The 12,446-nt window shown below is 72.2% G+C and carries 9 protein-coding genes; 8 read left to right on the plus strand and 1 reads right to left on the minus strand.

Annotated elements, in window-relative coordinates:
* Nucleotides 1-71: 71 nt before the first annotated feature.
* From J2X60_RS02450 to J2X60_RS02475, 6 genes are read left to right on the plus strand one after another with little or no spacing between them, the layout of a single operon-like run.
* A complete protein-coding gene (locus J2X60_RS02450; RefSeq protein ID WP_309886387.1) occupies nucleotides 72-2,297 on the plus strand; it encodes an adenylate/guanylate cyclase domain-containing protein in 2,226 nt (741 codons plus the stop codon).
* A complete protein-coding gene (locus J2X60_RS02455; protein ID WP_309886388.1) occupies nucleotides 2,294-3,727 on the plus strand; it encodes a mechanosensitive ion channel domain-containing protein in 1,434 nt (477 codons plus the stop codon). Before J2X60_RS02450 ends, J2X60_RS02455 begins: the two co-directional genes overlap by 4 nt.
* 10 nt (nucleotides 3,728-3,737) lie before the next feature.
* Nucleotides 3,738-5,102 (plus strand): cystathionine beta-synthase, encoded by a 1,365-nt coding sequence (locus tag J2X60_RS02460; RefSeq protein WP_070418392.1) that lies wholly within the window; start codon nucleotides 3,738-3,740, stop codon nucleotides 5,100-5,102.
* Nucleotides 5,103-5,149: 47 nt separating this feature from the next.
* Nucleotides 5,150-6,295: a cystathionine gamma-synthase gene (locus J2X60_RS02465; protein ID WP_309886389.1), complete on the plus strand. Its 1,146-nt coding sequence runs from the start codon at nucleotides 5,150-5,152 to the stop codon at nucleotides 6,293-6,295.
* A 40-nt stretch (nucleotides 6,296-6,335) separates the two neighbouring features.
* A complete protein-coding gene (locus J2X60_RS02470) occupies nucleotides 6,336-7,724 on the plus strand; it encodes an MFS transporter (RefSeq protein ID WP_309886390.1) in 1,389 nt (462 codons plus the stop codon).
* A gap of 10 nt (nucleotides 7,725-7,734) precedes the next feature.
* Nucleotides 7,735-8,280: a substrate-binding domain-containing protein gene (locus tag J2X60_RS02475; protein ID WP_175496048.1), complete on the plus strand. Its 546-nt coding sequence runs from the start codon at nucleotides 7,735-7,737 to the stop codon at nucleotides 8,278-8,280.
* 19 nt (nucleotides 8,281-8,299) lie between these two features.
* Here J2X60_RS02475 and J2X60_RS02480 read toward each other — a convergent pair whose 3' ends face one another.
* Nucleotides 8,300-8,881, minus strand: coding sequence for a TetR/AcrR family transcriptional regulator (locus J2X60_RS02480; RefSeq protein WP_070418395.1), 582 nt, complete (start codon nucleotides 8,879-8,881; stop codon nucleotides 8,300-8,302).
* Nucleotides 8,882-9,152: 271 nt separating this feature from the next.
* Here J2X60_RS02480 and J2X60_RS02485 point away from each other — a divergent pair, with 271 nt between their 5' ends.
* Nucleotides 9,153-10,409 carry a multidrug effflux MFS transporter gene (locus tag J2X60_RS02485; protein ID WP_070419497.1) on the plus strand — a complete coding sequence of 419 codons (1,257 nt, stop codon included), beginning with the start codon at nucleotides 9,153-9,155 and terminating at the stop codon, nucleotides 10,407-10,409.
* Between the two features lie 62 nt (nucleotides 10,410-10,471).
* Nucleotides 10,472-12,445, plus strand: coding sequence for a helicase HerA-like domain-containing protein (locus J2X60_RS02490; protein ID WP_309886391.1), 1,974 nt, complete (start codon nucleotides 10,472-10,474; stop codon nucleotides 12,443-12,445).
* Nucleotide 12,446: the final 1 nt, after the last annotated feature.

The raw sequence follows: 12,446 nt of genomic DNA on the forward strand, positions 1-12,446 counted from the left end.
CACGAACGATGCTCGCGTGGTAGCTGTGAAGGAACCACACAAGCGCACCGTGCCCCTGAGCGGAGTCCGAAGTGACAGCTGTCCCACCGACGTCCGACCCCATCCCGCCGACGGGCCCGATCGCCCCCGATGCACCACGCGTCGTCGAGGACGCGCCCCGCAAGAAGGGGAAGTTCCGCGCGTTCCTCACGAGCGGCTCCCTCGACATCCAGTCCAAGCTCCTCGTGATGCTCCTCGCGGTGAGCATCGTGGCGGCGCTGGTCGTCGGTGTCGTCGGCTACCTGAACGGCCGGAGCTCGCTCGAGGCCGCGGCGTTCAACCAGGTGACCTCGTTGCGCGAGGCGAGGATCACCGAACTGCAGCGCTCGTTCGGCCAGTTCACCCAGACGGTCGTCGCGCAGACCCGCAACGAGAGCGTCATCGGCGCGACGAAGGCGTTCGAGTCGGGGTGGAACGACCTGCAGTCGCGGCCGGTGTCCGACGACGACCACACGCAGGTCGAGGACTGGTACCGGGACTCCTTCGTCCCGCAGCTCGACGACCGAAGCGGCGGCACCGCCAACCCGGACCAGTTCACGCCGACCGAGGACCCGCAGGCCTACCTGCAGGCGCGGTACACGGCGCCGTTCACCGACTACGACGAGGCCATCGGCCAGGACGACGCCGGTGACGGCAGCGCGTGGTCAGCGGCGCACGCCGAGTACCAGCCGTACTTCAAGCAGGCCGTCGAGGCCGCCGGGTACGAGGACCTCCTGCTCATGGACACCGACGGGGACGTCGTGTACTCGGCGTACTCCGGCGCGGACCTCGGCACGGACCTCGAGAGCGGGCCCTACCGCGACTCGAACCTCGCGACCGGGTACCAGCAGGCCCTGCAGCTGACGAGCTCGGACGACTTCGTGGTGACGGACTTCGCGCGGTACGTGCCGAGCCTCAACGTCCCGACGCTCTGGGTGATGTCGCCGGTGGGGGAGGACGGCAAGATCATCGGGGTGATGGCCGTCCAGGTGCCGGTCGACCTCATCACGCAGGTCATGACGGGCAACGAGCAGTGGAAGGACGACGGCCTCGGGGACACCGGGGAGTCGTACCTCGTCGGTGCCGACCACCTCATGCGGTCGTACCCGCGCCAGCTCATCGAGCACCCGAAGCAGTACCAGCGCGACGTCGTCGCTGCCGGGACGGCGCCGTCGACCGCGGCCCGCCAGGTCGCGGTGAAGGGATCCGTGCTCCTGCAGGAGGTGAACACCACCCCGGTGACACGGGCGCTGCAGGGGAAGTCCGGGACGGTGATCTCGACGGACTACCGCGGGAAGGAAGTACTCGCGGCGTACGCGCCACTCGAGGTCGACGGGCTCCGCTGGGTCGTCGTCGCGCAGATGGACACGGCCGAGGCGTTCGCCCCGGTGAACGACTTCGCCCGGAACATCGGCCTCGCGCTCGTCGGCATCATCGTCCTCGTCAGCCTGCTGTCGCTGCTGCTGGCCCAGGTGTTCGTCCGGCCCATCCGGCGGTTGCAGACGGCGGTGAACCGGGTGTCGTCCGGCGACCTCGGCGTCGAGGTGCAGACGAAGGCCGGCGACGAGATCGGCGACCTCGGTCTCGCGTTCAACGACATGAGCCGCAGCCTGCAGGTGAAGCAGGACCTGCTCGACGAGCAGCGGCGACAGAACGACACCCTGCTGCTGACGCTCATGCCGGAGGAGGTCGCCCGTCGGTACAAGCAGGGCGACGAGACGATCGCGGCCGACCACCAGGACGTCGCCGTCGTCTACGCGGACATCATCGGGTTCGACGAGTTCGCCGCCGGCCTCACCGCCGAGGAGTCCCTGTCCCTCGTCAACGACGTCTGGCGTTCCCTCGACGAGGCGGCCACCCGACACGGCGTCGAGCGGGTGCGCACGACCCGGAGCGGGTACCTCGCCAGCTGCGGCCTGAGCGTCCCGCGCGTGGACAACGTCCGCCGTGTCGTCGACTGGGCGGAGGAGGCGCAGGGCGTGCTCGAGCGCTTCAACGCGCAGCACGGGTCGAAGATCGGCCTGCGCGCCGGCATCGACACCGGCCAGGTCACGAGCGGGCTCGTCGGGCGCTCGAGCATCGTCTACGACATGTGGGGCGACGCCGTCAGCCTGGCGTACCGGGTGCAGGGGATCGCCCCGGCGCCGGGCGTGTACGCGACGCAGCGCGTGGTCGACAAGCTCGGCGACCGCGGGGGCGTGCAGGACGCCGGCGAGGTGCAGACGCAGGCCGGCCCGCAGCGGGTCTGGAAGCTCGAGCGCACCGGAGCGGCGTCGTGACCGCGTTCTGGGAGCAGCCGTGGTTCTGGCCGGCGATCAGCGTCATCGTCGGCCTGCCGCTGCTGCTGCTCGTCCTGACCGAGCTGCAGTCGAACCTCGAGCGACGCGGCAACTCGCTGCACAAGGTGGTCGGACTGCTGCGGAACGCCGTGGTGCCGGTCATCGCGATCCTCGTCCTGTCCGTCCAGGTCACCGACGCGGTCGACCCGGGCAAGCCCGTGGTGAACCAGATCATCGGCACCGTGCTCGGGTTCCTCGTGATCGTGTTCGTCCTGAACGGGCTGAACATAGTCCTGTTCACGAACGCCCGGAAGGGCACCTGGCGCGAGAAGATCCCGTCGATCTTCGTGGACATCGCCCGCATCGTGCTCATCGCGCTCGGGCTGGCGCTGGTGTTCAAGATCGTCTGGGGTGCGGACGTCGGCGGGATCTTCACCGCGCTCGGTGTCGGCTCGCTCGTCATCGGCCTCGCGCTGCAGTCCGCCGTCGGTCCGGTGATCGCCGGGCTGTTCCTGCTGTTCGAGCAGCCGTTCCGGCTGGGGGACTGGCTCGACGCCGGTGGCGTGCGCGGCCGGGTGGTCGAGGTGAACTGGCGGTCGGTGCACATCGACACGGGCGCCGGGATCCTCATCATGCCGAACTCCTCGTTGGCGGGGGCGTCGTTCACGAACCTCAGCCGGACAGGAGGCACGTTCCCGGTCGCCACGGACGTCACGTTCACGACGGACGACCCTCCGGCAGCGGTGGTCGCCCTGCTGCAGCGGGTCGCGTCCGGCCTGCCCCAGCGGTACCCCGGCACGCAGCCGGTGGCGGTGCCGACCGGCGGATCGTCGTACACCGTGTCCTTCGAGGTGCGCGGACCGTCGCAGGAGGGCGACGCGCTCGCCCAGTTCCGGATGTGGCTCTGGTACGCCGCCCGGCGCGCAGGGCTCGGCCTCGACGGCGACACGACCGACGACTTCGTCACCGACGAGCGTCGGGACGCCGCCCTGGCGTCGATCGCTCCCACGCTGTACCTGACGGGCGACGACGGGGCCGCGCTGGCACCGCTCGTCCGGCTCGAGCGGTACGCCGCCGGCGAGACGATCGTCACGGCCGGCACGGTGCCGGACGCGGTCCGGTTCGTCCTGTCCGGCAGCGTCGACCTGCGCGTCCCGTTCGAGGACGCCGAGTTGCCGGCGACCCGCGTCGAGGCCGGCGACTACCTCGGGCAGACGGCGTTGACCCGGGAGGCGCTGCTCACCACCGCCGTCGCGCTCACCGAGGTCGCGGTGCTGGTCGTGCCCGCCACCGCGCTCGACCAGATCGTGCGCGGCACGCCGGCGCTCGCCCGGGACATGGGGGAGGTCATCGACCGCCGCCGGCAGGAGGTCTCCGCGGCGGTGTCCGCCCACGTCGCATCCCAGCGGAAGACGGTGTCCGCCGCCTAGACTCGACCGCGTGCGTTACGCGAACTCCGTGGTCGACCTCGTCGGCGACACCCCGCTCGTCAAGCTCAACCGGGTGACCGAGGGGGTGCGCGCGACCGTCCTCGTGAAGGTCGAGTACCTCAACCCCGGTGGGTCGTCGAAGGACCGGATCGCCACCAGGATCATCGACGCGGCCGAGGCCTCCGGCGACCTGGGCCCCGGTGGCACGATCGTCGAGCCGACCTCCGGCAACACCGGTGTCGGCCTCGCGCTCGTCGCCCAGCAGCGCGGCTACCGCTGCGTGTTCGTCCTGCCCGACAAGGTCGGCGAGGACAAGCGGAACGTGCTCACCGCGTACGGCGCCGAGATCGTCGTCACGCCGACGGCCGTCCCGCCCGAGCACCCGGAGTCGTACTACTCGGTGTCCGACCGGCTGGTGCGCGAGATCCCCGGCGCCTACAAGCCGAACCAGTACGCGAACCCGAACGGCCCGCGCAGCCACTACGAGACCACCGGTCCGGAGATCTGGCGCGACACCGAGCAGCGCATCACGCACTTCGTCGCGGGTGTCGGCACCGGCGGCACCATCTCCGGTACCGGACGCTTCCTGAAGGAGGCCTCGGACGGCCGTGTCCGCATCGTCGGCGCCGACCCCGAGGGCTCCGTCTACTCGGGCGGCACCGGTCGCCCCTACCTGGTCGAGGGCGTCGGCGAGGACTTCTGGCCGACCGCGTACGACCCCGGGGTCCCCGACGAGATCATCGCCGTGTCGGACGCCGACTCGTTCGCGATGACCCGTCGGCTCGCCCGTGAAGAGGGCCTGCTCGTCGGTGGCTCGAGCGGCATGGCGGTCGTCGCCGCGCTCCGCGCCGCCCGCGACCTCACCGAGGACGACGTGGTCGTGGTGCTCCTGCCGGACGGCGGCCGCGGCTACCTCGGCAAGATCTTCAACGACCGGTGGATGCGCTCCTACGGCTTCGCCGAGACCGACGACGAGCGCACCGTGGGGTCGCTCATCGCGGGCAAGGACGGCCGGCTGCCCGACCTCGTCCACGCCCACCCGGCGGACACCGTGCGCGAGGTCGTCGACATCATGACGAAGTACGGCGTCTCGCAGATGCCCGTGCTCAGCGCCGAACCGCCCGTCGTCATCGGCGAGGTCGTCGGCGCGGTGGCGGAGAAGGACCTGCTCGAGCAGGTCTTCACGGGCGCCGCGAAGATGACGGACGCGCTGTCCGGGTTCGTGGGCGACCCGCTCCCGCTCATCGGCGTCGGCGAGTCGGTCTCGTCGGCGCGACGTGCGCTCGAGTCGGCGGACGCCCTGCTCGTCGTCGAGGACGGCAAGCCCGTCACCGTGCTGACCCGCCACGACCTGCTCGCCTACCTGTCCGAGTGACCCGCGTCCCGCGTGACGCCCCCGACCCAACGAGGAACGAAGCCCGCATGACCGAGTTCAGCACCCGCGCCGTCCACGCCGGCCAGGAGCCCGACGGCCCCACCGGCGCCGTCATCCCGCCGATCCACCTCACGTCGACGTACGTGCAGGACGGTGTCGGCGGCATGCGGAACGGCTACGAGTACTCCCGCGCCGGCAACCCGACGCGCGACTCGCTGCAGACCCTCCTGGCGGACCTCGACGGCGGCGTCGCGGCGTACTCGTTCGCGTCCGGGCTCGCCGCCGAGGACGCCCTGCTGCGCGCAACGCTCGTCCCCGGTGCCCGCGTGGTGATGGGCAACGACGTGTACGGCGGGACCCACCGCCTGGTCAGCCGGTTGCACGTGCCGTGGGGCGTCGAGCTCGTGGTCGTCGAAATGAGCGACACCGACCGCGTCCGTGCCGCGCTCGAGGGTGCTCCGGCGCAGACCGTCCTCTGGGTCGAGACCCCGACGAACCCGCTCATGAAGATCGCCGACATCGCCGCGCTCGCCGAGATCGGCCACGCGGCCGGTGCCGTGGTCGTCGTCGACAACACCTTCGCGTCGCCGTACCTGCAGCAGCCGCTGTCGCTCGGCGCCGACGTCGTCGTCTACTCGACGACGAAGTACCTCGGCGGCCACTCCGACGTCGTCGGCGGCGCCGTGGTGCTCGCCGACGAGGAGCTCGCCGCGAAGGTGCAGTTCCTGCAGTTCGGCGCCGGGGCGATCTCGTCGCCGTTCGACGCGTTCCTCACCACGCGCGGCATCAAGACCCTCGCGGTCCGGATGGAGCGGCACTCGCGGAACGCCCAGGCGGTGGCCGAGGCACTGGTCGGTGCTCCGGGGGTCGAGCGCGTGTACTACCCGGGGCTCACCGAGCACCCCGGCCACGAGGTCGCGGCACGCCAGATGCGCGGCTTCGGGGGCATGCTCTCGGTCGCGCTGAGCGGTGGACCCGAGGCAGCGCGCCGTTTCGCGGAGTCGACCGAGGTGTTCGCGCTCGCCGAGTCGCTCGGCGGGGTCGAGTCGCTCATCGGGTACCCGTCCGAGATGACGCACGCGTCGGTGAAGGGCACGGAGCTGGCGGTGCCGGAGAACGTCGTGCGCCTGTCCGTCGGCATCGAGGACGCCGGCGACCTCGTGGCGGACCTCCAGCAGGCGCTCGCGCGCTGACGCACCGCGGGCCGTCGGTGGGCGGCCCTACGATGATCGGGTGAGCACCGCGGCGACGAGGACCAGCCTGTTCGGCGGACCGTACGCCCTCGCCACCGTCGGCATGGTCGCGATCGTCGCGGTCGCGGCGTTCCAGAACCTGGCGATGACCACCGTCATGCCGGAGATCAGCCGCGACCTCGACGGCGAGACCCTCTACGCGCTGGCCTTCGCCGCACCCCTGGCGGCCGGCGTGCCGGGCATGGTCCTCGCGGGCAACTGGACCGACCGCGCGGGTGGACGCATCGTGGCGTGGGTGTCGGCCGGCCTCTTCGCCGTCGGCACCGCCGTCGTCATGCTGGCCCCGACGATGGAGGTCTTCCTCGTCGGCCGGCTCGTCGAGGGCTTCGGCGCCGGCGCGATCGACGTCGTGCTCTACGTCCTCGTCGCCCGGATCTTCCCCGCCGACCTGCACGGCCCGGTGTTCGCCGGGTTCGCCGCCGCGTGGGTGGTGCCGGCGCTCGTCGGTCCGGCGCTCGCGGGCATCGTCACCGACGTCTGGAACTGGCACTGGGTGTTCGCCGGTGCACTCGTCATCGCGGTCGGCGCGTTCTCCCTGCTCGTCCCGACCCTCGGCCGGCTGCACCCACCGGCACCCGAGCTCCGTCCGGCGTGGCAGCGGTCCCGGATCGGCTGGTCGGTCGCCGCCGCGGTGGCGATCCTGCTGCTCAACGTCGCCCCGGACCTCGGCGCGTGGCCGCGGGTCGCCGCCGTGCTCGTCGGCCTCGTCGGGACGTGGTTCGCACTCCGCCCGCTGCTGCCCGCCGGCACCTTCCGCGCCGCCCCCGGGCTGCCGTCGGTGATCCTGCTGCGGGGGCTCGTCGCCGCCTCGTTCTTCGGCAGCGAGGCGTACGTGCCGTTCCTGCTGCAGGCGAAGGACGGCCTGTCCGCCTCGGCAGCGGGACTCGCGCTGACGGTCGCGGCGCTCAGCTGGGCCGGGTCGAGCTGGCTGCACGGACGGCTGGGCGAGGAACGGCTCACCGCGACCCGGACCTTCGCGATCGGGCTCGCGCTCGTGCTCGTCAGCCTGCTCACGGCGCTGACGGTCGCCACGTTCGGCCTGCCGTGGTGGCTGCTCGTGGTCGGGTGGTTCGTCGGCGGCGCGGGCATGGGGGCGATCTACCCGCGCACCTCGATGCTGACGCTGCGCTTCTCCGGCGAGGGCGACGACGGGTTCGCGAGCTCGGCCCTGACCATCGCCGACGCCTCGGGCAGCGTGATCGGGCTCGCCGTCACCGGGCTGCTGTTCATCGGGACGGGCGGTGCCGACGCCGCGGTGTCGTTCCCGCTCGTCTTCGGCGGCATGACCCTGATCGCGGTCCTCGCCGTCGCCGCGGTCCGTCGCCTCGGCCCTGTCCCGGCACCGTCCGTCGTCGCGGTGGGCGGGTAGCGTGGCGGTCGTGCTCCTCCGCGTCGTCACCGCCACCGTCGTCATCGGTGCGGCCCTCGCCCTGGCCGGCTGCCAGGGCACGACGTCGGCCGCGCCCACGCCGGTGCAGAGCACGGACCTGACCAGCTCCGACGGCGGGTTCGACCGGCACGCGGTCATCGGCGTGGTCCTCGAACCCGGGCAGGACACGCTCGGCGCAGACCTGCGGGCCGGACTGACCGACGCCGGCTTCGCCCCGGACGTCCGCGTCGCACCGGCCGACGGGTCCGCCGCCGCGCAGCGCACCGCGGTGGACCAGCTCGTGCGCACGGGCGCGAAGGCGTTGCTCGTGCGGGCGGTCGACGCCTCGGCGCTGACCGGGGTCATCCAGACGGCGCACGACGCCGGTGTCGTCGTGGTGTCGCTGGGGGACCCGCTGCCGACGAGTGGCACGGGTGGCGACGGCGTCTCCGCGGACTACCGCGTGCCGGCCGGCGACGACCAGGCCGACCTCGTCAGCGGGGCCGTCGACGTGGTCGAGTCGCTCCAGCGCGGCGAGAAGCCCACGACCGACTGACGTCCGTCGGGCAGGGCGGTCAGCGCCACCACGACGGGAACGACAGCACGATCGTGTCGACCAGTGCCTTCCGCGACCGTCGCGGTCCGGCGAGCCAGGCCTCGATCGCGCCGACGAAGCCCTGCGCCACGAAGCCCGCGGCGACGTCGTCGAGGAGTTCCGGCCGGTGCTCGCGCTCGAGCGTCCGGATGTGCTGCTCGCTCGACACCGTGAAGTGCTCCACGAGGAGACGGTGCAGCGACGCGTCGTTCGGGTCCGGCAGCGCCTTGCCGTAGATCTCGCGGTGCGCGACGACGTGCTCGACGACGGCGTTGATGCCGCGTCGGGTGATCGTCGCGAACTCGTCGACGCCGGCACCCCGGGCGAACGCCGCGCGTCGGACCTCGGCGTCGTCCTCGCGGATGCGGTCGAGCTCCGGCGTGAGGACGTCGGCGAGCAACGACCCGGGGGAGACCGCGTGCGAGTAGAACGTGGCGCGGTTGATGCCGGCCGCCCGGGTGACGTCGGCGACCGTGATCTCGGACACCGGCCGGTCGGCGGCCAGTCGCAGGATCGCCTCGCGCAGGGCAGCGGTCGTGTGCAGGATGCGGGCATCCACCATGACGCCACCCCCTTCTGATCCGGTTCCGTCCCGCCGGTGTTCCGGCGGAACGGGCGGGACGACGTCCGCCGGCGGTCGACCGGCGGCGAGCAGTCCGACGGTACCGCATGTGCCGCGTCCGAGCGGGGCGGGAGCCGTGGCAACACGCGGGAGAACGCCCCGGACTGCTGCGGTGGCGCTCGGGGGACCCGTAGGATGGTTCCGCGGACGAATCGATTCGATCGACGCCGCGATCACTTCCCCACCCCTCACCGTCGAAGGACTCCTGCTCGTGACCGCGCCCGCCACCACCGGTTCGCTCCGTGTCGTCCTGCACCCGGGAGACGCGCTCTCCCGCCGGCAGCGACTCGTCTACGTCTTCGTCCTGGGCGCCCTCACCGCGCTCGGACCGTTCACGATCGACCTCTACCTGCCGGCGTTCCCGTCGCTCAAGGACGAGTTCGGCATCACCGACGGGGCGGTGCAGCTCACCCTCACCGCGACGACGCTCGGCTTCGCGGCCGGACAGCTGCTGGTCGGCCCGTGGAGCGACAAGGTCGGTCGCCGGCTCCCGCTCATCATCGCGACGAGCCTGCACGTCGCAGCATCGCTCGGAGCCGCACTGGCGCCGAACGTCGAGGTGCTGGCGCTCTTCCGCGTCCTGCAGGGCATGGGTGCAGCGGCCGGTGGCGTCGTGGCGATGGCGACCGTGCGCGACCTGTTCGGCGGCAAGCCGCTCGTGCGGATGCTGTCCCGCCTCGCGATGGTGAACGGCCTGGCGCCCATCCTCGCCCCGCTCATCGGCTCGCAGATGCTCCGGTTCGTGAGCTGGCACGGGATCTTCGTCTTCCTCGCCTGCTACGGCGCCGCTGTCGTGCTCGCCGCGGTCCTGCTCATCGTCGAGACGCTCCCGCCGGCACGTCGGCACGAGGCCGGGCACTCCACCATCGGGCAGCGGTACCGGGCACTCTTCTCCGACCGCGTCTTCGTGGGGGTGGCGCTCATCGGGGCGATGGTCTTCAGCGGGCTCTTCTCGTACCTCAGCGCGTCACCGTTCCTGTTCCAGGGCCTGTACGGGCTCGACGCGCAGCAGTACGGCCTGCTCTTCGCGGTGAACTCGGTCGGCGTCGTCGTCGGCGTGCAGGTCTCCGCGCGGTTGGCGCAGCGCGTCGGACCGCAGTGGATCCTCGCGTGCTCGACCGCGACCCTGTTCCTCGCCGCCGTCGCGATCATGGTGCTCGACCAGCTCGGCGCCGGACTCGTCGGGGTGCTCGTGCCGCTCTGGTTCTTCATCGCCGCGTGCGGCTTCTCGTTCCCGCTCGTCCAGGTGATCGGACTCGCCGCCCACGGCAAGGAGGCCGGCACCGCCGCCTCGCTCCTCGGCGCGCTGAACTTCGGCGTGGCGGGGATCATCTCGCCCGTGGTCGGGTGGATCGGCATCACCACGGCGACCCCGATGGCAGTGGTGATGGCGTGCACGTCGGCCGTCGCGATCGTGCTGCTCTGGGCGGTCGTCCGACCGAGGACGGTCCCGGCGCTCACGCACTGACCGTCGCACGGTGCCACGGCACGCGCCGGACAGGAGCGTCCGGCCGTTCGTATGCTGTGGACATGAGCGACGTGGTGGCGCAGGCACGGGCAGCGGCCGAGGCAGCGAAGCAGGCGGCCGACGAGGCCCGGCGCCTCGCGGACGAGGCGGTGCAGCGGGCGGAGGAGCTCGCCGCCGCGGTGGCGCAGGGCCAGGAGGCGCGGCTCGAGCCCGACGCGGAGCCGGCGGTCGTCGACTCCCCGGCCCCGGCGGTGGACGCGACCGCCCCGGCGGGCGAGCCGACGTCGACGACCGGCACCGTGCCTCCCGAGCCGACCACCATCGAGGGGCCGCCACTCGGCGCGGACGCCGTCGCGGCGATCCGCGCCGGCTACGAGGTCGAGGGCAGCGCGCTGCAGCTCGGTGCCCTCGTGAACGGCGCCGCGGTGCCCGACGTGCAGGTCCGGATCCCGCTCGGCATGCTCAACCGACACGGTCTCGTCGCGGGCGCGACCGGCACGGGCAAGACGCGCACGCTGCAGGTCCTCGCCGAGCAGATCGCCGCGAACGGGGTGCCCGTCTTCGCCGCCGACATCAAGGGCGACCTGTCCGGGCTGGCGGTCGCGGGCACGCCGAACGACAAGCTCCTCGCGCGCACCGCCGGGATCGGCCAGGAGTGGCGCGCGGTGGCGAGCGAGGCGGAGCTCTACTCGCTCGGCGGGCAGGGGACCGGCGTGCCGATCCGTGCGACCGTGTCCGGGTTCGGGCCGCTCCTGCTGTCGAAGGTGCTCGGGCTGAACGACACGCAGGAGTCCTCCCTCGGGCTCGTGTTCCACTACGCCGAGCGGGCCGGGCTGCCGCTCGTCGACCTGTCCGACCTGCGGAGCGTGCTGACCTTCCTCGTGAGCGACCAGGGCAAGGCGGAGCTCGCCGAGCTCGGCGGGCTGTCGAAGCAGACCGCCGGGGTGATCCTCCGCGAGCTGATCACCTTCGCCGACAAGGGCGCCGACCAGTTCTTCGGCGAGACGGAGATCGACACGACCGTGTTCCTCCGCACCGCCGCCGACGGCCGGGGGATCGTCAGCCTGCTCGAGGTGCCCGGCGTGCAGGACCAGCCCGAGGTCTTCTCGACGTTCCTGATGTGGCTCCTCGCCGACCTCTTCAACGAGCTCCCCGAGGTGGGCGACCAGGACAAGCCGAAGCTCGTGTTCTTCTTCGACGAGGCGCACCTGCTCTTCAGCGGGGCGTCGGCGGACTTCCTCGAGCAGATCGTCCGCACGGTCCGGCTCATCCGCTCGAAGGGCGTCGGGATCTTCTTCGTCACGCAGACCCCGAAGGACGTCCCGAACGACGTGCTCGCCCAGCTCGGCTCGCGGATCCAGCACCAGCTGCGGGCGCACACCCCCGACGACGCGAAGGCGCTGCGGGCGACGGTGTCGACCTACCCGACGAGCGACTACGACCTCGGGGAGGTGCTGACCTCGCTCGCCACCGGTGAGGCGATCGTCACCGTGATGAACGAGAAGGGCGCGCCGACGCCGGTGGCCTGGACGCGCCTCCGCGCCCCCGAGGGCTCGATGGACCCGATGCCCGCGGCCGAGAAGACGGCGCGGGTGCAGGCATCGCCGCTCCTGCCCACCTACGGCACGCGGCTCGACCCCGACTCGGCGTACGAGATCCTCGCCCGCCGGATGGAGGCCGCCGCTGCGGACGCGGCTGCCGCGGACGCCGAGAAGGCCGCGGCGACCGCTGCCGCCGAGGCGGAGAAGGAGGCGGCCCGCGCCGCTGCCGCCGCGGCGAAGGAGGCGGCGGCGAAGGAGAAGACCGAGGCGCGCGAACGGGCGGCGGCGCAGAAGGAGTACGAGCGGGCGCAGCGGGAGTTCGAGCGAGCCGAACGGGCGGCCGATGCGCGGCGGTCGAGGCGCACGTCGTCCCGGACGACGACGTCACGGAAGGTGGACGACCCGCTGTCGGACCTGCTCGGGTCCGGGCTGGGCAGGACGATCGCCAAGGAGGTCGTGCAGGGGATCTTCTCGACCCTGCGCCGCCGTCGCTGAG

This window comes from Curtobacterium sp. 320, from assembly GCF_031455235.1.
GTDB lineage: Bacteria > Actinomycetota > Actinomycetes > Actinomycetales > Microbacteriaceae > Curtobacterium.

Bases quoted from the DNA above. Each gene is read 5' to 3' on its own strand.
- J2X60_RS02465 (WP_309886389.1), top strand. From the start codon at position 5,150: ATGACCGAGTTCAGCACCCGCGCCGTCCACGCCGGCCAGGAGCCCGAC.
- J2X60_RS02480 (WP_070418395.1), bottom strand. From the start codon at position 8,881: ATGGTGGATGCCCGCATCCTGCACACGACCGCTGCCCTGCGCGAGGCG.
- J2X60_RS02490 (WP_309886391.1), top strand. From the start codon at position 10,472: ATGAGCGACGTGGTGGCGCAGGCACGGGCAGCGGCCGAGGCAGCGAAG.